Source organism: Chelatococcus sp. KU-N122, from assembly GCF_055391085.1.
In genome coordinates, this window is record NZ_AP043981.1 from 6,530,746 (window position 1) to 6,550,541 (window position 19,796).

The following is a 19,796-nucleotide window of genomic DNA, read 5'->3' on the forward strand; positions in this document are numbered from 1 at the left end:
CGACTATGCCGACGCGGCCGGATGTCGCCCAACCATCAAGAAGTGCGCCTAGTTCGATCGGAGTCAACGGCATCCGTATAGCCCCTAGTGGTGACCAAGAACCTGATTTGTCCGTCCGAGAGCTTTTCCTCGACAACGGTCTGGCCTTCGAGGGCGGTGTTGTACTCGAGCTTCACGCCTTCCTCGGTCGTAATGGTCCGTCTCACCGAGCGCGGCAATACCGAGGCGGCGGGAGCGAATGTCAGTCCCGTTAACTTCCTTTTGCGCACGAGCCGGCTCACAGAATTGGCGAACCGACTCTTGATCCCCTCATCTGTGGGTTGGCCCGCTCCAACCCAGACGGCCTGCTGGATTACTGCTTCGCTAATCTCCGCAGCATTACGCAGAACGCCATTCGCCCGGGACACGCACGTCGCGACTCCGCCCTTAGGAAGGAACTCCCTATTGTCGATCAACGCAGCGCGAACAACCTCCTTAGCGTCGCTAGTCAGCTCTTGATCGCCCCGCTCGCGCGTGATCTGTAGATAGTCTCGGAAAAAGTCTGTGACCGTCGGCGCAGGCCGCCCCATCCGATCACGCGTCGACAAGGCCGAGTCGGCGACACCGTTGCGAGTGCGGATAATAGCCGACTTCTGTATGGCGGATTTGTTGCCAACGAAGGCCTCCACGATCCGCCGAAGACCGGTCGCGCCATGCTGGTGCACGATCTCCAAGGCCTGACTGTAGTCATACTTCACGAGTGCATAAATATTGATATCGTCTTCGGCCACGGCAAGTTCAAAGACAAAGAATGCGCCGTCCTTCGTGCCGCCACGGTGCAACCTGCAAAAGTCAGCAGCCAGGGCTTGTGCACCTTCTTGAAAGCCGACGCTTCGGGCGGCCATGGACTCGATCGTGCTCCGGGCGGTGGATATCTCCATAAATCGATAGACGCTGTCCGAGGCGATATCTCGGATGATCTGCAGCAGAAAGTCGTCGTGCTCTAACGGTAGCTCTGGCTGTGGCTCAAATTCGTCCTCGCCTCCCACGATATGTAAGCTTAACCGCGCCAGCCGCAGCGCAGCGGACTCCTCATCTGTCAGAAACCCCATTCCCCCCTCCCTGGGTGCGACGCAAGGCTAGAGCCGAGCCGTGCCACATCTAAAGAGGCAGTGCTGGAAATTGCAATCTTTGATACCCCCGATGGCAGGAGCAGCGAAAAGAACAAAACATGAACAAACCAGAATGTCAATCCTTCTTCGCGGGACCTCTGGAACAGCAGACGCTCCGACGGAATCCGAGATATCAATATATCTATTTGTTTTTGCACATTTTTTTCAAAAAGACGCGCTTTTGAGTCTGCTGCTCTACCGGGCGCCGGCGCCGCCGGCGAGCTCCAGGATCTCGCTGGTGATCTCCTCCTGCCGCAGCTGCCGCGAGCGGGCCACCAACCGGTCGAAGGTGTCGGTCACGTTGGCGTGTGCCGCGATCATGGCCCGCATGCGCGCTTCGTTCTCGGCGGCGAAGGAGAGCATCAGCGCCTCGCACAGCTCGGCGAACACGTATTCTTCCGCCAGACGCCGCAACAGCACCTGTGGCGGCAGGGTGAGCAACGGGGCGGCGCCGCGGAGCGGCGGAAAGCGGTCGAAATCGAACGGAATGAGCTGCCTCTCGGCGATCTGGAGCGTCGCCGAAGGGCCGGGTAGGGCATGAACGATGCTGACCTGCGCGACGTGCCCGCTGTCGATCCGCTGATAGAGCGCGTCGGCGAGCCGGTCGGCGAGCGCCGCAACCTCGCCGGCATGGGCCGCCATCGGGGCCGACCATGCCACCCGGTCGCCGCGCTCCGCCGCAGTCGCGAGCCCGCGGTCGCCGACCAGAAGCAGCATCGTGCCGCTTGCAGCGGCATCGGCGTGGCGCCGCGCGGCGTCCAGGATTCGCGCGCTGAAGGCACCCGCAAAGCCCTGCTCGGCACAGAGCGCGATGACGGCATGGGTGCCGCCGGGCTCCCTGCCCTCACCGGGACGGCCGCCTTCCGGCAGGACGACGAGGGCCTCGCCGATGGCGTTGGCGATCGTGCCGGCGTAGGCGCGAATGCCGTCCACCTTGGCGCGGGCCTCGCGCGAGCGGGATGCGGCGATGCCGCGCATGGCGGTGATGACGGCCGAGAGCTGGCGGACGGTGCCGATGCGCGCCTCGACGTCGCTGAGCCGCTCCGTCATCCGGCCGGCTCCGTCGGCGCATCGGCGGCAAGGTCGGCGACGAGGGCGCGCACCGCGGCGATGAGGCGCGTGCGCGCCGTGGCGTCGAGCGCACCGCTCGCCTCGACGGCATCCACCGTCTCGCGCTCCTGGGCGTCGAGAAACGCCGGCAGGCGGGCCCGCAGGGCCGCAAGCAGATCGACCGGCACCTGGTCGAAGACCCCCTCCCCCAGCGCCGCCAGCAGCGCGACCTGGTCGACGAGCCGAAGCGTGGCATAGCGGGGCTGCGTCAGCAGCGCGCGGATGCGCTCGCCGCGCGTGATCTGCCCCCTGACGCGCGTATCGGACATGCCGCCGAAGCGGGTGAACATCTCGAGCTCCAGGAATTGCGCGTAGTCGAGCCTGACGCGGCCCGAGACCTGGCGCAGCGCCGGCTTCTGCGCCTTGCCGCCGACGCGGCTGACACTGAGGCCGACGTCCACGGCCGGGCGCTGGTTTGCGGCGAACAGGCGCGAGTCGAGCACGATCTGGCCGTCGGTGATCGAGATCAGGTTGGTGGGAATGTAGGCGGAGAGGTTGCCGGCATCGGTCTCCGCCACCGGCAGCGCGGTCAGCGAGCCGCCGCCGCGCTCCGCCGAGAGCTTGGCGGCCCGCTCCAGCATGCGGGCGTGGAGATAGAAGATGTCCCCGGGATAGGCCTCCCGGCCCGGCGGCTCGCGCGTCAGCAGCGCCAGCTCGCGGTGGGTCGCCGCATGCTTGCTCAGATCATCGATGACGATGAGCGCGTTTCCGCCCGTATCGCGAAAGTACTCCGCCATGGTGAAGCCGGCGAAGGGCGCGATCCATTGCAGGCCGGGCGCGAAGGCTGCCGAAGCGACGACGAAGATGCACCGCTCCGGCGCGCCGCGCTGGCGCACGGCCTCGATCACCCGCTCCACCGCGCTGGCCCGCTGCCCCACGGCCACATAGACGCAGACCACGTCCGAGTGCTTCTGATTGATGATCGCGTCGACGGCGACGGCGGTCTTGCCCGTCGCCCGGTCGCCGATGATCAGCTCGCGCTGGCCGCGCCCCAGAGCGAACAGCGCGTCGACGACGAGAATGCCCGTCTGAACCGGCTCGGACACCAGATCGCGCTCGATGATGGCCGGGGCCGGGCGCTCCACGGGATGGCTCGCCGCCGCCACGATCGGCCCGCCGTCCAGCGGCCGGCCGAGGGGATCGACGACGCGGCCGAGCAACCCGGGGCCGACCGGCACCTGCACCACCTCGCCGGTCCCCAGGACGCGCGATCCTGCCTCGATCGTCGTCGCCTCGTCGAGAAGCACGACGCTGATGTCCGCCGCGTCGAGGGCGAGGGCGAAGCCCAGGCGACCGCCCTCGAAGCGCAGCAGCTCGTTGAGCCGCACGTCCGGCAATCCGGAGACGCGGGCGATGCCGTCGGCAATCTGCTCGACCCGCCCCACGGCCTGCGCCTCCGGCGCAAGATCGGCCCGGGCGACTGCCGCCCGGCTGCGCGCGAGCCAGACGGCCCGCTCATCGTCCGGCGGGGTCATGGCGCGTCAGCTCCGCTGTGATGCGGTCCAGGTTGGCGCGAAGGCTGTTGCGCACCACCGCATGGGGGGTCTCCAGCTCCAGGCCAGCGATCAGGCCCGGGTCCGGCTCGGGATCGATGGACACCGGCCGGCCGAGGGCGCCGGCGAGCCTGGTGCGGCAGCTGTCGGCTTCCGCCGGGCTCAGCGCACGGGCGACCTTCAGCCGGAGCGGCGCGCCGTCGGCGCCGACCTCGGCCCGCGTCGTCTCCGGCAGCGACGCGACGGCCGCGGCGAGGCCGTCGACGAACGGGGCGATGCGCACCTCATCCGGCAGGCCGGCGAGAACCCTGGCCGCGATATCGACGGCGAGCCGCCCGGCCCGATCGTTCAGCTCCTCCGCCTCGCCGGCCCTGAGGCGGGCGATGTCGGCCTGGGCGGCGGCGCGCAACTGGTCCGCCTCGGTGCGGGCGGCAGCGAGCAGCGACGCCTTTTGTCCTGCCGCGTCCTGGGCCGCCGCCTCCAGCACCTTGCCCCGTTCGGCGGCCTGGCGGGCGGCCTCGTCGGCGGTCTGCTGCCGCTCCGCCGCGGCATCCGCCTTGGCGGACGCCGCATCGCTCAGCAGCTGGGCCGCCTGCGCCTGGCGCGCGGCGACCATGGCCGCCACCGGCCTGAACAGGAAGCGTGCCAGGATCCAGATGAGGACGAGGACGTTGATCGCCTGCAGCCCCAGGGTCCACCAGTCGATCCGCATCGCCGGTCGCGCTCACTTGATGAATGGGTTGGCAAACAGCACCAGCAGCGCGATCACCAGGCAGTAGATGGCCATGGTCTCGATCATGGCGAGGCCGACGAAGAGCGTCCGCGACAGGGTCCCCGCCGCCTCCGGCTGGCGGGCGATGGCATCCATGGCTGCGGCGACGGCGCGCCCTTCGGCAAGGGCCGGGCCGATGGCTCCGAAGGACACGGCGAGCGCCGCCGCCGCAATGCTGACGATCTCGATCCAGTTCATTGTTTTCTCTGCTCCTTGAGCGCTGACGGCACGGACGCTTTGCTGCCCTCGCCGACGGCCGCGCCGATGAACACGGTCGCCAGCACGGCGAAGATGTAGGCCTGCACGGTGCCGGTCAGCAGATCGAGCGCCATCAGCGGGATGGGCACCAGCAGGCCCGCCAGCGACAGCACGATGCCGACGACGAACACGCCGCTCATGACGTTGCCGAACAACCGCACGATCAGCGAGAAAGTGCGCGTCACCTGCTCCACGATGTTGAGCGGGATCATCACCCAGGTGGGCTCGGCGAAGGTCTTCAGGTAGCCGCCGACCCCACGCGACACGACGCCGTAGTAGACGGTGGCGGCAAGCACGATGAGCGCCAGCGCCGCGTCGGTCTCGAGATGCGCCGTGGGCGGCTCGACGCCCGGCACCAAAGACGACCAGTTGGCGATCAGCACGTAGATGAAGATGGTGCCGATCAACGCCCGGTAGGGTGCGGGCTCGACCTGCATGGTGTCGCGCACCTGATCGTCGATGCTGCCGACCACGAGCTCCAGGACGGCCTGCAGCTTCGATGGGGTGAGCGAGAGGCGCCGGCTTGCCACGATCGAGACGCCCGCGACGAGGATCACGATCGCCCACGTCACGAGCACCGGCGCGGTGATGGGAACCGGCCCGACGAAGAAGAGCGGCGCCAGGGTCAGCGGAGAGGCGTTCATGACATCCTCGCCGCCAGCCGGAGCGTCACGGCGCGGGCCACCAGCAGGCCGACCGCGCCGGCAAGCAAGGCCACGGCGCCGATCCGCGCCAGCACGCCGAAGACGACCAGCAACAGGACAAAGCGCAGGGCCTGCAAGGCCAGCGCGCCCACGCTGCCGCCACGGGCATAGAGCCTGGCATTCCACCACAGCGAGCCGAAATGCGCGAAGCCGAGCAGCACCCCGGCCACGAAGCTGGGGACGACGCGCCCCGCCAAGCCGCCGACGGCCATGATCGTCTCGGTGAAGGGCAGGCCTGTCATGCGCGGTGCATCCATTTCCAGGCGGACCAGAAGCCGAAGGCGGCGCCGATCATGATCAGCGGCGCAGAGAAGAAGATGCCGGTGCCGAAGGTCCGGTCCAACCAGCGCCCGACGACGATGCCGAGCAGGATCGGAACCACGATCGCCCAGCCGAGCGCGCCGATCTGGCCCAACCGCGCTCCGAGCGACGGCTCGGGCGTCGCTTCGCCCTCCCGAGCCCGCTCGGCGGCGCGCCGGGCCGCGGCGGCGAGCCCGTTGCCCTCCTCGTCGGCGCCGGGCGCGGTCACGGCGGCTCGCCCTCGGCGCGCCGCGGCGCGCTGGCCAAGTCGGACCGCAGATAGCGCATCAGCTGGCGGACGGCACGCGCATGGAGCTGCGTCTGCTCCACCCGCGCCTTGCGCCCGGCGTCGACCTCGGCGGCGCGCAGCGCGCGCACGGCGGCTTCCAGGGCCGACAGATCGTCGCCCACCGTGCCCTGACGGCAGGCGATGGCGACCGTCGACCCCCCGGTCACCGTCATGACGCCGCCGCTCAAGGCGCAATACCGGGTGTGCCCGGCACCGCGCCAGCGCACCACCGACGCGGGCAGCACGGTCAGGAGGTCGGTGTGGCCCGGCAGGATCCCGAAGCCGCCGCTCTCGTCCTCGGCGCGCACCGAAAGCACGTCGTCCGCATCGACCAGGATCGCGTCCGGCGTGGTGATGGTGAGATGCAGCATCCGGCTCATGGACGCGGCGCTCCTGCGGTCGCTGCCTGCGAACCGCCAGCGCCGCTGCGGGCAGCCTCTTCCTTCTGGCGCGCTTCGTCGAGCGTGCCCACCATGTAGAGCGAGCTCTCGCTCCACTGGTCGCAGGCGCCGTCGAGGATGGCGCGGCAGCCGGCGATGGTATCGGCGATGGCGACCGAGCGGCCCGGCACCCCGGTGAAGGCGTCGGTCACGGTGAACGGCTGGGTCAGGAAGCGCTGCAGCCGGCGGGCCCGCTCGACCAGGCGGCGGTCCTCCGTGCTCAGCTCCTCCATGCCCAGCAGCGAGATCACGTCCTGCAATTCGCGATAGTGCTCGATGGCGGCGCGGACCTCGATGGCGACCTGGGCATGCCGGTCGCCGACGATCAGGGGGTCGAGCAGAATGGAGGACGAGGCGATGGGATCGACGGCCGGGTACATGCCCTCGGCCGCCATGGCGCGGGACAGCACCACCATGCTGTCCACGTGGGTCGCGATGGTGGTGACCGCCGGATCGGTGAAGTCGTCCGCCGGCACGTAGACGGCTTCGATCGCGGTCACCGAGGCGGAACCGACCGAGGCGATCCGCTCCTGCAAGGCGGCGACTTCGCTTGCCAGCGTGGGCTGGTAGCCGACCCGCGACGGCAGCCGCCCGAGCAGCCCCGACACCTCCGCGCCGGCCTGAACGAAACGGAAGATGTTGTCCATGAGCAGCAACACGTTCTGATGGCGCTCGTCGCGGAAGTACTCGGCGATGGTGAGCGCCGACATGGGCACGCGCCAGCGGGCGCCGGGCGGCTCGCTCATCTGCCCGTAGACCAGGACCGTGCGGTCGAGCACGCCCGAGCTCGCCATGTCCAGCAGCATCTCGTGGCCCTCGCGCGAGCGCTCGCCGACGCCGGCAAAGACCGAGATGCCCTCATAGGTGGCGACCATGGCGTGGATGAGCTCCATCACCAGGACGGTCTTGCCGACGCCGGCGCCGCCGAACATGGCGGCCTTGCCGCCCTGCGCCAGGGGCGCCAGGAGATCGATAGCCTTGATGCCGGTTGCAAACAGGCTCGACGCGCCGGTCTGCAGCGCCAGCGGCGGTGGCCGACGGTGGATCGGTCGCCGGGGCACGTCGGCCGCCAGCGCCTCGCCATGGTCGCCGATTTGCCCGGTGACATCGAGGAGGCGACCGAGCACCTGGTCGCCGACCGGCATGCTGATCGGTCCGCCGACCCGGCTGGCGCGGGCGCCGCGCCGCAGGCCCGTGGTCGCCGCGAGCGCGATGGCGCGAACCGTCTGCTCGTCGACATGCGCCTGCACTTCGGCGATCACCGTGCCGCCCTGCACGTCCTCGATCGCGAGCGCATCGTCGAGCGGCGGCAACGCACCGCCGGTCGCGAAGGCGATATCGAGAACTGCTCCGCGGACTGCGATCACCCGCCCGTCGCCGTCTGTTCCGGCATCCATCAACCAGCAGCTCCGTCGGCGTCCCGAGATCGGAGGCGCACCCGCGGCGTGGGAGCCAAGCCCCGATCGCCTCGACCTTCATTGATCTCGATCACGTCCCCACCGACAGGCGCTGGCGTATCGACGCCGCCGGATTGATCCAGGCCAAATCGGCCGTGCTTTCGCAGTGCAATATGGCGCCGCCATCGATTGCAGGACATCGATTGCAGGATTCGGAGCTTCACATGGAACGGATCGCGCTCGTCACCGGCGGCGCCACGGGCATCGGCGCGGCCACGTGCCTCGCCCTCAAGGCGGCGGGTTATCGTGCCGTCGCGAACTACTTCGGCAACGACGCCGAAGCGGAGGCCTTCCGCAGCTCGAGCGGGCTGCCCGTCTACAGTTGGAACGTGGCCGATCTCGACGCCTGCATGCGCGCGGTGGCCGAGATCACGGCCACGCACGGCCCGGTCGACATCCTCGTGAACAACGCCGGCATCACCCAGGATGCGATGCTGCACAAGATGACCGCCGACCAGTGGCGCTCGGTCATCGACGTGGACCTCGGCGGCTGCTTCAACATGTGCCGGGCCGTCATCGACAGCATGCGCGAACGGCGCTTCGGCCGCATCGTCAACATCAGCTCGGTCAACGGCCTCTCGGGCCAGGCGGGCCAGACCAACTACGCTGCGGCCAAGGCGGGCATGATCGGGTTCAGCAAGGCCCTGGCGCTGGAGGGGGCCTCGCGCGGCATCACCGTCAACGTGATCGCGCCGGGCTACACCGATACCGCCATGGTCGCCGCGGTCCGGCCCGACATCCTGGCGAAGATCGTCGACGGTATTCCGGCCAAGCGGCTCGCCACGCCCCAGGAGATCGCGCGGGGCGTGGTCTTCTTCGCCTCCGACGACGCGGGCTTCATCACCGGCGAAACGCTGTCCATCAACGGCGGCAAGTACATGGCCTGAGCGCACGGGAGACCGACGCTCGGAACACCATCCATCAGGAAGCGATACCATGAAAGCTCTTGTCTATCGCGGGCCCGGCCTGAAGGCCGTCGAGGACCGTCCCAAGCCCGAAATCCAGGCGCCGGGCGATGCCATTGTCAGGATTCTGAAGACCACCATCTGCGGCACCGACCTCCACATCCTCAAGGGCGACGTGCCGACCTGCACCCCCGGGCGCATCCTCGGCCACGAGGGCGTCGGCGTCGTCGACGCGGTGGGCGCCGGCGTGACCGCCTTCCGGCCGGGCGACCACGTGTTGATCTCGTGCATATCGTCGTGCGGCAAGTGCGAATACTGCAGGCGAGGCATGTATTCGCACTGCACCACCGGCGGCTGGATCCTCGGCAACGAGATCGACGGCACCCAGGCCGAGTACGTCCGCACGCCCCATGCCGATACCAGCCTCTATCCCATTCCGGCCGGCGCCGACGAGGAGGCGCTGGTGATGCTGAGCGACATCCTGCCCACGGGCTTCGAATGCGGCGTGCTCAACGGCAAGGTCGCCCCGGGGTCCACGGTGGCGATCGTCGGCTCGGGGCCGATCGGCCTCGCCGCCCTGCTCACCGCGCAATTCTATTCGCCGGCCGAGCTCATCATGATCGATCTCGACGACAGCCGCCTCGCCATGGCCCGGCAGTTCGGCGCGACGCAGACGATCAACAGCGCCGACGGCGGAGCAGCGGAGGCGGTGAAGGCCCTGACCGAGGGGCGCGGCGTCGACGCGGCCATCGAAGCCGTGGGCATTCCGGCGACGTTCGAGCTCTGCCAGGACATCGTGGCGCCGGGCGGCATCATCGCCAACGTCGGCGTGCATGGCCATAAGGCCGACCTTCACCTCGAACGGCTGTGGTCCCAGAACGTCGCGATCACCACGCGGCTCGTCGACACCGTCTCCACGCCCATGCTGCTGAAGACCGTACAGTCCAGGAAGCTCGATCCGAGCCGCCTGATCACGCATCGCTTCAGCCTCGATCGGATCCTCGACGCCTACGACACCTTCGGCCGTGCGGCGGACACGCAAGCGCTCAAGGTCATCATCTCCGCCGCGTGAGCCCGCAGCGCAGCGCTATCCGATGCGCGGGTCGACGCAGACCTCGACCGACGCTGACGTCGCGGCGGCCATGACCGCGACGACCATGTCGAACCGGGCGACGAGCTCGATGCGCTGGCCCGCCTCGACGGCGACCGGCTCATCGAGCAGATCGCCGTAGCCGGTCACGCGCGTGCGGGCAAAGACGTTCACCGCATAAGGCCAGTCCGGCCGCAGCGGCGCGCGCACGGACCTGGCCCGGGTCAGGTCCACCAGCCCGTCCAGGCAGCGCGCCCGCGCCAGCCAGCAGTCGTGCCGCAACAGATCGACGCTGCGGCCTGGATCGTCCCTCACGACCAGAAGCATCGGCCGGCGCAGCGTCGAGTAGAGGTCGTCGCCGACGCCAGGCTGGATGCGCCTGAGCTCCATGAACGTGTAGGCATCGCTGAGCTGCTCGTAGGGGTCGGCCAGCGACCAGGCGAAGAGCGCGGCCCCTGCCCCGAGGCCGCCGGCGGTGAAGCCGAGGCGCGCGCCGGCCGGCACCGCGTCCAGCCAGGTCTGGGCCGGGAACAACAGCGTGCGGACGGGCGACGGGGGAGCGGAGGGCATCAGGTTGCCTCCGCTGCGTCGAGCATCACTTCGAGATCGGTCGGCTGCAGCGGCGGCTGCTTGAAGATGTCGTTCGGACAGGCCGAGACCACGAAAACCAGGTCGCGCTCGGCCCGAAAGGTGACCCGGTCGCCGGGCCGGCTGCGGTTGATCGCGATGGCGATGGCGCCCGCGTCGTCGACCGCGAGGTTCTGGAACAGGCAGATCGACGGCGGCGTGCGGCCGAGGCGGATGCCCTTCTGGGCGAGCGCCCGGTGGATATTGTCGTGACACGAGGGATGGGCGCAGCCGGCGCCGCGCAGGCGATACATCGTCGGGTCGCACGGCGGCACCAGCAGCCCGTGCGGGCCAGGGCTGGTGTCGTCCACGAGCGTCAGCATGGCCGCCTCGTCGTCGCCGTAGATGCACTGGCCGACGGCGGGAAAGAGCCGCCGGTTGGCGGCACGCGTGGTGCGGGTGCACGAGATCGCGCCTTGCCGGGCAACCGCGACGCAATCTGCGCCCTGGTGCCCGGCCAGGTCGATGACACTGACACGGTCGCCCTGGCGGAGGTCGACGGCGACGCCCTCCCGGGCGGGAACGCGGATGTGGAGCATGCCCATGCGCGGCTACCCGTGGGCCCATGTCCGGCTGCGCTCGTCGGCGGTGAGCTCGCTCGCCGCGGCTTCGGCCTCCAGGTGTGCTTCGAGCTTTCGCATCAGGGCGGCGAGCGTCGGGTGCGCGAGATCGCGCGGATGGGGGGCAACGATGTCGATCACCTCCTGCACCGTGCCGGGCGCCCCGGACATGAGTACCAGCCGATCCGCCAGGGTCAGCGCCTCGGCCAGATCATGGGTCACCAGCAGCACCGTCGCGCCGGTCCGCTCCCGCGTGGACAGCACATAGCGCTGCATGATCTTCCGCGTCTGGTAGTCGAGCGCCGCGAACGGCTCGTCCATCAACAGCAGGCCCGGCTTCAACGCCAGGGCGCGCGCCAGCGCCACCCGCTGCTTCATGCCGCCGGACAGCTCCACCGGTATCTTGCCGGCGCAGGCACCGAGCCCGACATCGTCGAGGTAGGCAAGCGCCAATGCCTTCGCCCTGCTCCGCTCCATGCCGCGCATCATCAGGCCGAAAGCGACATTGGCTTGCGCCGTCATCCAGGGAAACAGATTGTAGTTCTGAAACAGCAGCGCGACGTCGTCGCGGATGCCGCGGACCTCGCGTCCGCCGAGGAAGACGTAGCCACTCGACGGCTCATCGAGGCCAGCGGCCAGCGACAGCAGCGACGACTTTCCGCACCCGGATGGTCCGATCACGACACCGAAGGACTGCGACGGGATCCGGAAGCAGACGTCGCGAGCCGCCAGCGTCGGGCCGAAGGCCTTGCTGACATGCTGGAACTGCAGGTCCGTCATCGCGGCACGCTCCACCGTCGCTGACGGCCCTCCCACCACACCAGCCTCCGCCCCAGCCAAGCGAGCAGCTGATCGACGGCGAAGCCGAGAACGCCGATCACCACGATGCCAGCCATCACCAGCTTCATGTTGAACTGCTGCTGGCCAAGGATGATCAATGCCCCAGGCCGGAGCTGATGCCCGCCATCTCGCCGGCGAGCACGGCCATCCAGGCGCCGAAGAAGCTCATGCGCATGGTGGTGACCAGGGCGGGCGCCGCGGCCGGCACGATCACCCGCAGCCAGTAGCTGGCGCCGCGGGCGCCGAGCAGCCGGGCAACCTTGCGGTACTCGTCGGGCACGTCGTCGAGCGCGGCGACGGCAGCCACCGTCACCGATCCGATGATCCCCATGAAGACGACGAAGACGGCTGCGCCCGAGCCGAGGCCGACCACGGTGATGGCCAGCGGAATCCAGGCGACCGGCGCGATGGGGGCGATGGTCTGCGCCAGCGGCAGCAGCGCCAGCCTGAGCGGACGGACGGCGCAGATCAGGATGGCGCCGATGAGCGAAGCGGCGAGCGCCAAGACGAAGCCGGCGGTCACCCGCGTGAGCGTCGCCAGGATGGCGGCGTCGAAGGTGACCTTGTTGTAGCCGATGCCGGCCGCCCCCTGCCCTTCGATCAGGTACGGCATGAAGCTCGACGGCGGCACCAGGACGCGGCCGTTGAGGATGCCTCGCGCGGCGAGCAGCTCCCACAGCAGGCCGACGGCGAGCCATGCCATGAGAAAGGACACGATGGCGGCGAGCCGCGCCGAGCCGCCGCGCGGGCGCGCGGCCGCCATGGGCGCAGCGCCTGCCGGCGTGACGTCCGGAGGCACGCTGGCGATGCGGACGTCGTCACCGCGGCCCGGCGCGGTGGTGAATGGAAGAGGTGCGGCAGCCGGCCATCTAGGCGCGCTCAACTGCGGTCTCCGTCGCACTTGCCTCAGCTTCGAGGGCCGCAACGGCCTGCTCGAAGCAGCTGCGCGGAACCTTCGCAACTCCGATGCCAATCCAGCCGGAGTGGCCATCCTTGTGCGCGATGCCGGTGTGGATGCGGACCTCGTCGTCCGACGCGAGCGCGCGCCGCGCGTCGAGCCCGAGACCTATTCCGGCTTCACCCGACGCGACCGGGCTGAGGCGGTCGTTGCGGAAAGCGAAGAACCGGCGCTGCCGACGCCCGGCCGCGACCGCCTCCGCCGGATCGACCGCCAAAGCGCGGGTGAGCTCCGGCGCCAGATGCGCGATGCAGCCGCCCAGGCCGAACGCCTCCATGATGGCGCTGTCGCCGAGATCGGCCTGCGCGTCCTCCTGCGTGTAAGGCGCGAAAATGCCGCCCACCGGCACCACGCTGGGCGCCTCGAACCAGGTATCACCGGTTCCCGCCAGCTGGATCGCGCAGGTGAAGCCATTGCGGCTGATCGCGGTCACCAGCGACGAGCCGGCGATGCCCCGCCAGCCGTCGAGCGTCAGCTTGGCGGACGCCATGGCGAAGTTCAGGAAGAACTGCGGATGATCGGCGAGGAAGAGCCTCGTCGCGACGTCCAGTTGCGGCAGCGACCGCAGGAGCACCAGGTGGCCGCCGACATTGCGCTGGTGCACATCGTCGCCGAGCGCAACCGCCTCGGCCAGGATGGGCAGGATCGGCAGGCCGCCGGACGGCAGCGCCTCCGCGACCGCCGGGGCGACGTCGTTCTCCAAGGCGGCCAGGCTGCGAAGCGCCTGGTCGTCGCAGCAGCCGAACCGCAACGTTCGGCGCCCCTTCTCGGCCAGGGTCGCATAGGCCACGCGCCCCGAGCCGCCTCTATCGCGAACGGCGAACAGCGGCTGCGACGGCCGCACCACGCCAGCCATCGGCGACACGATCGCCAGCGAGTGGTTGGCGACGAGCGCGATATCACCTGCCTGGACGGCAGCGACACCGTCGTCGAAGCGCCTCACCCAGCCCTCGATCATCGCAGCGCCGGCGAGCGCATGCAGCACCGGCTTGGGAATTGACGCCCGATCGGCGAACGGCGCCCCGGCATGGGACAGGGTGTGGTCCGCAAGCCCGCAATCGCGAGCCCTGACCAGGCCCGTGACGATGGGCTCGCACGATGCAGCTCGTTCCAGCATCATCAGGCGGGCTGATACGTCAGGTCGAGAACCTCATCGGCGACATTGGTCTTCAGATAGCCGAGATCGATGAGGTATTTCACGCCGTTGCGAATGCCAGCGGCACCGGCGTCGCCGATGACCGGATTGGGCGCCTGCCGGCGCAGCGCCACCGCCAGGATCTCCTTGGGCGCGCCGTAGATCGGCTGCAGATCCTTGATGGCCGCGTCGAAGTCGTTGTAAAAATCCCTGGCGGAAGCCACAAGCACCTTCTGATACGCGGTCAGTAATTCGGCGTTCTTGCCGATATAGTCATCGGTCGAGTTGATGACGCAGTCCGGTGCCGCCGGTCCCCACACGTCGTTCGAGTTGGCGATATAGACCGCGTTGTTCTGGGCAACGACGGATTCGGCGTAGGGCTGGGCCAGCGAGCAGACGTCGACGGCGCCGCTGGCGATCGCCTCTCCCATGCCGACCATGCTCGGGAAGAATTGCATGGAATAGTCGTCGTATTTCTTGCCGCGCATCGCCATGGTGCCGTAGGTGACGAGCTCGAGCGTATCGAGCCGCAGCGTGCCGACGCGCAAGCCCTTGCCGGCACCGGCGATGAATTCGTTGACGTTCTTGACCGAGCCGGCGCGGGCCACCAGCTCGATGCCGGCGAGCCCGGAGCCGCCGACGATGCGCAGGTTCTTCGAATTGTCGGCATAGGCCGCAATGGTCGTCGTCCAGGGATTGTGGGCGACGTCGACGTTGCCGGACTGAAGCGCCAGAATGTTCTTGTCCGGGCCGTTGAACTGCATCAGCTGCGCATTGATGCCGGCCTTCTCGAACATGCCCCGCGCCTTGGCGAGCAGGAGATGGGAGACGCAGCCGGCGGGCAGATGGCCGACGCGGATGGTGCCCTGCGCCGTCGCCGCCTCGGCCCGATCCGCCGCAGCGAGCAGCGACAGGCCGCCGGGGGCAATGGCGAGGCCGGCGCAGCAGGCGCAGAACGACCTCATGAAGCTGCGCCGGGACGGCGCGGGAGCTGTCGGCGACGACGCTGCGCCGCGGCCGGGCTTGTCGTTCACCAGATCGGCTTGCACCAAATCGGCTTGCATCGCATTGCTCCTTATTTGACGCGAGGGGCCGCGCTCGGCCGCACGTCAGGCCGCTGAACTGCTGTGGACGAGGGCCTGCGGCCGCTCCTCATATTTGGCGAGCACGGCCTCGGGCGAGCCGCCCGCCGCCGCCAGCATCGGCGGCACCAGGCGCAGGGCATCCCAGGGACGTATGCTGCGGCTCCAGATGTCGACCACCGCCCGCGCCGCCGCGGGATCGTGGATCAGCACGTCCATGGCCTGCCTCATGCCGTCGTCCGTGGGCACGTCAGCCAGAAACTCGCAGAAGGCGTAGAGATCGCGCGACGCGTCCTCGCGCCACCGCGGGTACGCCTCCCCGTACGTGCCGTCGGCGATCATCGGCGCCAGCGCCTCGGCTGCGTGAAGGGCATCGCCGATCCCTTGCGCCGAGGCTGGATGCTTGAAGTGGGCGGCGTCCCCCGACAGCAGCCAGCCCGGCCCGGCCTGGCGCCGATAGAAGCCCTCGAGCCGCGGCGTGCCGCGGACCCTCGAGACCTTGCGCGCCTTCGACAGGCGGCCCCACAATTGGGGGATCGCGCGGACCCGATCGAGATAGAAGGCCTCGAGGTCGGCGATCCCCTGCCGCGCCTCCACGGGCCCGTTCATGGTCACCACGTGGTGACCGTCGTCAGCGGGAAAGTGCGCGCAGATCCACGGCGGCTCGAAGAAGAAATCCTGCGTGTTGCGGGAGTCCGCGTCGACCCAATAGGCATAGTAGAGCATGGTGCGGGTCGGCATCACCCGCTCGCGCCCAGCCCCGACCAGGTTGGCGACCGTCGAGGCCACGCCATCGGCGCCGACGACGAGGCCCGCTTCGATCAAGACGTCCTGGCCGTCCGCCGTCGCCACGATCCCGTTGACGGGATCGCCTTCGCGGCCGACGCCCAGCAGGGCTTTCACCGGCGTGCGGTCGAAGACGTCGATGCCCGCTTCGCGCGCGACCTCGAGCAGATGGCGGTCGAGCGTGGAGCGGCGGATGCAGAGCGCCCAGTCGCGCCCCTCCTCGGGCGTGTGTGGCGCCACGAACATCCGGTTCTGGTGATACCAGGCCGTGTAGAGCGGCGGCGGCCGGTGCGCCATGATCCGATCGAGCGCGCCGAGACGATCGAGCCGCGCGATCGTGTTCGGGTAGATGACGTGGGTCGACATCGTGTCGCTCGGAAGCTCGGCGCGATCGAAGACCGCAACCGACATCCCCCGGCGGACCAGCTGGATGGCCAGGCTGAGCCCCGCCACACGGCCGCCGACCACCACCACGTCGTACTTCGTGCGCATGACCACTCCATCTCGCACCCGCAGCAACGACGCTAGATAGACAGATCGGTCTATACAAGATTAAACTTGGCGCAGGCGCTGCCTGAATATCGACCACGGCCGGCGCCCCACTTCGCGCCCTATCGTCTTGATTGGGCTGGCGTTCCGGACGATACATACCGGTCTATGCAGCTGCGGGTCATGCGATGAACGGAAAGGTGCAGGCGCGCCGCACGAGCGCCTCGATGCGCAGTGGCAGCGCGACGCCCGCGGGCCTTCCGCGCGATGCGGAGAGCCCGGCCATGCGCCTGGTGCTGGCCGCGACGCGGCTGTTCAACGAGAACGGCATTCACGCCACCGGCATCGATCGGGTCATTGCCGAAGCCGGCGTGGCGCGCATGACCCTCTACAAGCACTTCGGCTCGAAGGAAGGGCTGGTGCGCGCCGTCATGGAGCGCGAGAGCAAGGCGTGGTTCGAGTGGCTGGACTGTGAGCTCGCCAGGGTCGAGGACCGCGAGCCGCGCCAGCGCCTCGTCGCCTTCTTCGCGCTGCTGGGCACCTGGTTTTCCCGCAGCGACTTCAAAGGCTGCTCGTTCATCAACGCCGTCGGCGAGCACCCGCTCGACAATTGCGTGCGGCCGATCGCCAAGGCTCACCGTCAAGCCAACGTCGACTACATCAGGCGGCTGCTGCAGGGGAGCAGCGTGGCCGATCCCGACACGCTGGCCAACCAGATCGCCGTTCTCGCGGACGGCGCGACGGTGACGGCGATGGTCACCGGCGATCAGGCCATGGCCGACACCGCCGCTGCCGCAGCGCTCACCCTCATGGACGCGGCCGATCGGCGGCCTTGCTGACCGCGCGCGGCCGCTGGTCGCTCAGGCCGGCGCACTTTCGATGAAGCGCACGAAGCCCGCCAGGAAGGCGCGCAGCCGTTCCCGTGTCGGCTCGTCCGTCAGTTGCCCGTCGTGGTCGAACAAGCCGCCGGCCCGCGAGGCCAGGAGCCGGCCCTCGAACCACGGCCGGGTGCCGAGCGTCCTGAGCACCCCGAGCCAGGCGTCCTGGGCCAATATGGTGCCGAAACCGCCCGGCGAGGCGCCGATGAGCGCCACGGGCTTGCCACCGAAGATGTGGCCGATGTCGTCGGCGGGGCGCGAAGCCCAGTCGATCATGTTCTTGAAGACGCCGGGCAGGCCATTGTTGTATTCCGGCGTCGCCAGCAGCAGGCCGTCCGCGGCGACGATCGCGTCTTTCAACGCCACGACCGCCGGCGGCAGGCCCTCGGCCGCCTCGATGTCGGCATTGTAGAGCGGAATGCCCTCGGGCGTGACGACCGTGAGGCTTGCGTCGGCCGGCATCAGCGGCACGGCGGCCCGCAGCAGGCCGGTGTTGAACGAATGGCGCCGGAGGCTGCCGGACAGGCCGAGTATCTGGACCATGGTCGTTCCTTCGCGATGTGAGGCCTACGGCCTCCTCAGACGGATAACGCCTTCAGCCCCGCCACGTCGCGCTTGGGCGGCGCGCCGAACATGCGGGCATATTCGCGGCTGAACTGGGACGGGCTTTCGTAGCCGACCTGATAGGCGGCGTTCTCCACGTTGGCCGCGTCCGCCACCATCAGGCGCCGGGCTTCCAGCAGGCGCAGCTGCTTCTGGTACTGGAGCGGCGTCATCGAGGTCAGCGACTTGAAGTGCTGGTGGAAGGAGGACGGGCTCATGCGCGCCGTGGCCGCCAGCTCCTCGATCCGCACCGGCCGTTTGAAATCGTCGCGCAGGACGTAGATCGCCTCGGCGATCCGCTGAGCATGGCCGCTCGGCAGGACGAATTTGCACACCTTGCCGCCGTTGGCGCCGCTCAGCAGCCAGAAGCAGATCTCACGCAGGACCGCCGGCGAGAGGACGGCGATGGCCCCCGGGGTATGGAGCAGGCGGATCAGCCGCAACAGGCAGTCGACGAGCGGGCTGGCGAGATCTTCCACGAAGACGCCGACGCCCAGGTCGCCGCTCGGCCTGGGCGGAGCCTCGATCTGCTCGAGGACCTCGCGCATCATGCCGGCGTCGAGCTCCACGGTGATGCCGAGGAACGGCGCGGCCGCGCTGGCCTGCGTTACCCGCCCGAACGCCGGCAGCTCGACGCTGACGACGAGCGCCTGGCCTTCACGGTAGTCGAACGCCTGGTCGCCGAGCACCAGCTGCTTGGCGCCCTGCGCCACCACGCACAGCGCCGGCCGATAGATCAGCGGATGCGGCAGCGTCTCGCTCGTCGAGCGCATGAGCCCGACGCCGTCGATGGCCGTCGTGTAGAGGCCGTCCTTGCCGCCGTTCGCATCCATGTAGCGAAGGACCGCATGCCTCAACGCCTTCGACATCGCCGGTCTCCCCGCAGGCCGCCCTGCCCCTCACGCTGATTATAGGGGCCGCCTCCCCATCGCGCAAAAGGCGGCTGGAGAATCAGGCAAGAAATTCGAGAGTTTTGGCATTCAGCCCGGGCCGGACGGCGCGCATACCGGGCGCACGCCAACGCCGTCCAGGAGATCCGCCGTGGCCCATCAATCCGCAGACGAATCAAAGACCAAGACTGCCATCGTCACCGGCGCCAGCCGCGGGCTGGGGCGCAACACCGCCATCGCGCTGGCGCGGCGCGGCGTCGATCTCATCATCACCTATCATGCAAATCGGACGGAGGCCGATGCGGTCGTGGCGGAGATCCAGGCACTCGGCCGCAAGGCCGCGCCCTTTCAGCTCGACGCCGGTGACGTGGGCGGCTTCGACGGCTTCGTGGGCGACGTCAGGGGCATCCTGGCGACCTGGGGCCGCGACCGGTTCGACCATCTGGTCAACAACGCCGGCATCGGTGTGATGGCGCCGTTCGCCGAGACCACCGAGGCGGAATTCGACCGGCTGCTCAACGTTCATTTCCGCGGCGTGTTCTTCCTCACGCAGAAGCTGCTGCCGCTGATCGCCGACGGCGGCCGCATCGTCAACATCTCCAGCGGCCTGGCCCGCTTCAGCCTGCCCGGCTTCTCCGCCTACGCTTCCATGAAGGGCGCCATCGCGGTGCTGACCCGTTACCTGGCCAAGGAGCTCGGGCCGCGCGGCATCGCCGTCAACACGGTGGCGCCGGGCGCCATCGAGACCGATTTCGGCGGCGGCGGCGTGCGCGACAACCCCGAAGCCAATCGCTTCGTCGCCTCGGTGACGGCGATGGGCCGCGCCGGCGTGCCCGATGACATCGGCCCGATGATCGCCGCATTGCTCGGCGACGAAACCCGCTGGGTCACCGGACAGCGCATCGAGGCCTCGGGCGGCATGTTCCTCTGAGGCCGATCTCGGCGACAACGACGCGTTGGCGCCGCGGCCTCGAGGGAT

The 19,796-nt window shown here is 69.0% G+C and carries 24 protein-coding genes; 4 read left to right on the top strand and 20 right to left on the bottom strand.

Going from position 1 to position 19,796, the window contains the following annotated elements; all coding sequences use genetic code 11:
* Nucleotides 1-35: 35 nt before the first annotated feature.
* From ACZ5PO_RS29625 to atpD, 10 genes are all read right to left on the bottom strand, one after another.
* Nucleotides 36-1,091: a hypothetical protein gene (locus ACZ5PO_RS29625; RefSeq protein ID WP_464185869.1), complete on the bottom strand. Its 1,056-nt coding sequence runs from the start codon at nt 1,089-1,091 to the stop codon at nt 36-38.
* Between the two features lie 255 nt (nt 1,092-1,346).
* The gene (locus tag ACZ5PO_RS29630) at nt 1,347-2,201 is read right to left on the bottom strand and encodes a F0F1 ATP synthase subunit gamma (RefSeq protein WP_464185871.1); all 855 of its coding nucleotides are present in this window, start codon (nt 2,199-2,201) and stop codon (nt 1,347-1,349) included.
* Nucleotides 2,198-3,736, bottom strand: a complete 1,539-nt coding sequence (locus tag ACZ5PO_RS29635; RefSeq protein WP_464185873.1) for a F0F1 ATP synthase subunit alpha — start codon at nt 3,734-3,736, stop codon at nt 2,198-2,200. The genes ACZ5PO_RS29630 and ACZ5PO_RS29635 overlap by 4 nt, the downstream gene beginning before the upstream one ends.
* Nucleotides 3,717-4,466 carry a F0F1 ATP synthase subunit B family protein gene (locus tag ACZ5PO_RS29640; protein ID WP_464185875.1) on the bottom strand — a complete coding sequence of 250 codons (750 nt, stop codon included), beginning with the start codon at nt 4,464-4,466 and terminating at the stop codon, nt 3,717-3,719. Before ACZ5PO_RS29640 ends, ACZ5PO_RS29635 begins: the two co-directional genes overlap by 20 nt.
* 12 nt (nt 4,467-4,478) lie before the next feature.
* Nucleotides 4,479-4,724: a F0F1 ATP synthase subunit C gene (locus ACZ5PO_RS29645; protein WP_464185876.1), complete on the bottom strand. Its 246-nt coding sequence runs from the start codon at nt 4,722-4,724 to the stop codon at nt 4,479-4,481.
* A complete protein-coding gene (locus tag ACZ5PO_RS29650; protein ID WP_464185878.1) occupies nt 4,721-5,428 on the bottom strand; it encodes a F0F1 ATP synthase subunit A in 708 nt (235 codons plus the stop codon). Before ACZ5PO_RS29650 ends, ACZ5PO_RS29645 begins: the two co-directional genes overlap by 4 nt.
* On the bottom strand, nt 5,425-5,730 hold the full coding sequence (locus ACZ5PO_RS29655; protein WP_464185880.1) for an N-ATPase subunit AtpR: 306 nt from the start codon (nt 5,728-5,730) through the stop codon (nt 5,425-5,427). The genes ACZ5PO_RS29650 and ACZ5PO_RS29655 overlap by 4 nt, the downstream gene beginning before the upstream one ends.
* The gene (locus tag ACZ5PO_RS29660) at nt 5,727-6,017 is read right to left on the bottom strand and encodes an AtpZ/AtpI family protein (RefSeq protein ID WP_464185882.1); all 291 of its coding nucleotides are present in this window, start codon (nt 6,015-6,017) and stop codon (nt 5,727-5,729) included. Before ACZ5PO_RS29660 ends, ACZ5PO_RS29655 begins: the two co-directional genes overlap by 4 nt.
* Nucleotides 6,014-6,457: a F0F1 ATP synthase subunit epsilon gene (locus ACZ5PO_RS29665; protein WP_464185884.1), complete on the bottom strand. Its 444-nt coding sequence runs from the start codon at nt 6,455-6,457 to the stop codon at nt 6,014-6,016. Before ACZ5PO_RS29665 ends, ACZ5PO_RS29660 begins: the two co-directional genes overlap by 4 nt.
* Nucleotides 6,454-7,914, bottom strand: coding sequence for a F0F1 ATP synthase subunit beta (gene atpD / locus ACZ5PO_RS29670; protein WP_464185886.1), 1,461 nt, complete (start codon nt 7,912-7,914; stop codon nt 6,454-6,456). Before atpD ends, ACZ5PO_RS29665 begins: the two co-directional genes overlap by 4 nt.
* Before the next feature lie 224 nt (nt 7,915-8,138).
* On the opposite strand from atpD, the gene phbB reads away from it, so the two are divergent.
* Together phbB and ACZ5PO_RS29680 are read left to right on the top strand one after the other, a co-directional pair.
* Nucleotides 8,139-8,861: an acetoacetyl-CoA reductase gene (phbB, locus tag ACZ5PO_RS29675; protein ID WP_464185888.1), complete on the top strand. Its 723-nt coding sequence runs from the start codon at nt 8,139-8,141 to the stop codon at nt 8,859-8,861.
* A 49-nt stretch (nt 8,862-8,910) separates the two neighbouring features.
* Nucleotides 8,911-9,951, top strand: coding sequence for a zinc-dependent alcohol dehydrogenase family protein (locus ACZ5PO_RS29680; RefSeq protein ID WP_464185890.1), 1,041 nt, complete (start codon nt 8,911-8,913; stop codon nt 9,949-9,951).
* Nucleotides 9,952-9,966: 15 nt separating this feature from the next.
* Here ACZ5PO_RS29680 and ACZ5PO_RS29685 read toward each other — a convergent pair whose 3' ends face one another.
* Genes ACZ5PO_RS29685 through ACZ5PO_RS29720 form a run of 8 tightly spaced genes read right to left on the bottom strand, consistent with a single transcriptional unit; the run spans nt 9,967 to nt 16,449 of the window.
* Nucleotides 9,967-10,539, bottom strand: coding sequence for a DUF1989 domain-containing protein (locus ACZ5PO_RS29685; protein WP_464185892.1), 573 nt, complete (start codon nt 10,537-10,539; stop codon nt 9,967-9,969).
* Entirely contained in the window at nt 10,539-11,141 is a 603-nt protein-coding gene (locus ACZ5PO_RS29690; RefSeq protein WP_464185894.1) for a DUF1989 domain-containing protein, read from the bottom strand. The genes ACZ5PO_RS29685 and ACZ5PO_RS29690 overlap by 1 nt, the downstream gene beginning before the upstream one ends.
* Before the next feature lie 6 nt (nt 11,142-11,147).
* Nucleotides 11,148-11,936 carry an ABC transporter ATP-binding protein gene (locus ACZ5PO_RS29695; protein WP_464185896.1) on the bottom strand — a complete coding sequence of 263 codons (789 nt, stop codon included), beginning with the start codon at nt 11,934-11,936 and terminating at the stop codon, nt 11,148-11,150.
* Nucleotides 11,933-12,064, bottom strand: a complete 132-nt coding sequence (locus ACZ5PO_RS29700; protein WP_464185898.1) for a hypothetical protein — start codon at nt 12,062-12,064, stop codon at nt 11,933-11,935. The genes ACZ5PO_RS29695 and ACZ5PO_RS29700 overlap by 4 nt, the downstream gene beginning before the upstream one ends.
* A gap of 26 nt (nt 12,065-12,090) precedes the next feature.
* A complete protein-coding gene (locus ACZ5PO_RS29705; RefSeq protein WP_464185900.1) occupies nt 12,091-12,879 on the bottom strand; it encodes an ABC transporter permease in 789 nt (262 codons plus the stop codon).
* Nucleotides 12,866-14,074: an oxamate carbamoyltransferase subunit AllG family protein gene (locus tag ACZ5PO_RS29710; RefSeq protein WP_464185902.1), complete on the bottom strand. Its 1,209-nt coding sequence runs from the start codon at nt 14,072-14,074 to the stop codon at nt 12,866-12,868. Before ACZ5PO_RS29710 ends, ACZ5PO_RS29705 begins: the two co-directional genes overlap by 14 nt.
* A complete protein-coding gene (locus ACZ5PO_RS29715) occupies nt 14,074-15,153 on the bottom strand; it encodes an ABC transporter substrate-binding protein (protein ID WP_464185905.1) in 1,080 nt (359 codons plus the stop codon). Before ACZ5PO_RS29715 ends, ACZ5PO_RS29710 begins: the two co-directional genes overlap by 1 nt.
* A 45-nt stretch (nt 15,154-15,198) precedes the next feature.
* On the bottom strand, nt 15,199-16,449 hold the full coding sequence (locus tag ACZ5PO_RS29720) for an NAD(P)/FAD-dependent oxidoreductase (protein WP_464185907.1): 1,251 nt from the start codon (nt 16,447-16,449) through the stop codon (nt 15,199-15,201).
* A gap of 224 nt (nt 16,450-16,673) precedes the next feature.
* Here ACZ5PO_RS29720 and ACZ5PO_RS29725 point away from each other — a divergent pair, with 224 nt between their 5' ends.
* Entirely contained in the window at nt 16,674-17,285 is a 612-nt protein-coding gene (locus ACZ5PO_RS29725) for a TetR/AcrR family transcriptional regulator (protein WP_464185909.1), read from the top strand.
* Nucleotides 17,286-17,306: 21 nt separating this feature from the next.
* Here ACZ5PO_RS29725 and ACZ5PO_RS29730 read toward each other — a convergent pair whose 3' ends face one another.
* Both ACZ5PO_RS29730 and ACZ5PO_RS29735 read right to left on the bottom strand, forming a co-directional pair.
* Nucleotides 17,307-17,867 (bottom strand): NADPH-dependent FMN reductase, encoded by a 561-nt coding sequence (locus tag ACZ5PO_RS29730; protein WP_464185911.1) that lies wholly within the window; start codon nt 17,865-17,867, stop codon nt 17,307-17,309.
* Nucleotides 17,868-17,902: 35 nt separating this feature from the next.
* Nucleotides 17,903-18,796: an AraC family transcriptional regulator gene (locus ACZ5PO_RS29735; RefSeq protein ID WP_464185912.1), complete on the bottom strand. Its 894-nt coding sequence runs from the start codon at nt 18,794-18,796 to the stop codon at nt 17,903-17,905.
* A gap of 172 nt (nt 18,797-18,968) precedes the next feature.
* Here ACZ5PO_RS29735 and ACZ5PO_RS29740 point away from each other — a divergent pair, with 172 nt between their 5' ends.
* Complete coding sequence (locus ACZ5PO_RS29740; RefSeq protein ID WP_464185913.1) at nt 18,969-19,748, top strand: SDR family NAD(P)-dependent oxidoreductase; 780 nt, start codon at nt 18,969-18,971, stop codon at nt 19,746-19,748.
* Nucleotides 19,749-19,796 lie beyond the last annotated feature (48 nt).

What these genes read in the sequence shown, in the direction of transcription:
- ACZ5PO_RS29625 (WP_464185869.1), bottom strand. Translation starts at nt 1,091, where the DNA reads ATGGGGTTTCTGACAGATGAGGAGTCCGCTGCGCTGCGGCTGGCGCGG.
- ACZ5PO_RS29630 (WP_464185871.1), bottom strand. Translation starts at nt 2,201, where the DNA reads ATGACGGAGCGGCTCAGCGACGTCGAGGCGCGCATCGGCACCGTCCGC.
- ACZ5PO_RS29635 (WP_464185873.1), bottom strand. Translation starts at nt 3,736, where the DNA reads ATGACCCCGCCGGACGATGAGCGGGCCGTCTGGCTCGCGCGCAGCCGG.
- ACZ5PO_RS29640 (WP_464185875.1), bottom strand. Translation starts at nt 4,466, where the DNA reads ATGCGGATCGACTGGTGGACCCTGGGGCTGCAGGCGATCAACGTCCTC.
- ACZ5PO_RS29645 (WP_464185876.1), bottom strand. Translation starts at nt 4,724, where the DNA reads ATGAACTGGATCGAGATCGTCAGCATTGCGGCGGCGGCGCTCGCCGTG.
- ACZ5PO_RS29650 (WP_464185878.1), bottom strand. Translation starts at nt 5,428, where the DNA reads ATGAACGCCTCTCCGCTGACCCTGGCGCCGCTCTTCTTCGTCGGGCCG.
- ACZ5PO_RS29655 (WP_464185880.1), bottom strand. Translation starts at nt 5,730, where the DNA reads ATGACAGGCCTGCCCTTCACCGAGACGATCATGGCCGTCGGCGGCTTG.
- ACZ5PO_RS29665 (WP_464185884.1), bottom strand. Translation starts at nt 6,457, where the DNA reads ATGAGCCGGATGCTGCATCTCACCATCACCACGCCGGACGCGATCCTG.
- atpD (WP_464185886.1), bottom strand. Translation starts at nt 7,914, where the DNA reads ATGGATGCCGGAACAGACGGCGACGGGCGGGTGATCGCAGTCCGCGGA.
- phbB (WP_464185888.1), top strand. Translation starts at nt 8,139, where the DNA reads ATGGAACGGATCGCGCTCGTCACCGGCGGCGCCACGGGCATCGGCGCG.
- ACZ5PO_RS29680 (WP_464185890.1), top strand. Translation starts at nt 8,911, where the DNA reads ATGAAAGCTCTTGTCTATCGCGGGCCCGGCCTGAAGGCCGTCGAGGAC.
- ACZ5PO_RS29685 (WP_464185892.1), bottom strand. Translation starts at nt 10,539, where the DNA reads ATGCCCTCCGCTCCCCCGTCGCCCGTCCGCACGCTGTTGTTCCCGGCC.
- ACZ5PO_RS29690 (WP_464185894.1), bottom strand. Translation starts at nt 11,141, where the DNA reads ATGGGCATGCTCCACATCCGCGTTCCCGCCCGGGAGGGCGTCGCCGTC.
- ACZ5PO_RS29695 (WP_464185896.1), bottom strand. Translation starts at nt 11,936, where the DNA reads ATGACGGACCTGCAGTTCCAGCATGTCAGCAAGGCCTTCGGCCCGACG.
- ACZ5PO_RS29700 (WP_464185898.1), bottom strand. Translation starts at nt 12,064, where the DNA reads ATGAAGCTGGTGATGGCTGGCATCGTGGTGATCGGCGTTCTCGGCTTC.
- ACZ5PO_RS29710 (WP_464185902.1), bottom strand. Translation starts at nt 14,074, where the DNA reads ATGATGCTGGAACGAGCTGCATCGTGCGAGCCCATCGTCACGGGCCTG.
- ACZ5PO_RS29715 (WP_464185905.1), bottom strand. Translation starts at nt 15,153, where the DNA reads ATGCAAGCCGATTTGGTGCAAGCCGATCTGGTGAACGACAAGCCCGGC.
- ACZ5PO_RS29720 (WP_464185907.1), bottom strand. Translation starts at nt 16,449, where the DNA reads ATGCGCACGAAGTACGACGTGGTGGTGGTCGGCGGCCGTGTGGCGGGG.
- ACZ5PO_RS29725 (WP_464185909.1), top strand. Translation starts at nt 16,674, where the DNA reads ATGCGCAGTGGCAGCGCGACGCCCGCGGGCCTTCCGCGCGATGCGGAG.
- ACZ5PO_RS29730 (WP_464185911.1), bottom strand. Translation starts at nt 17,867, where the DNA reads ATGGTCCAGATACTCGGCCTGTCCGGCAGCCTCCGGCGCCATTCGTTC.
- ACZ5PO_RS29735 (WP_464185912.1), bottom strand. Translation starts at nt 18,796, where the DNA reads ATGTCGAAGGCGTTGAGGCATGCGGTCCTTCGCTACATGGATGCGAAC.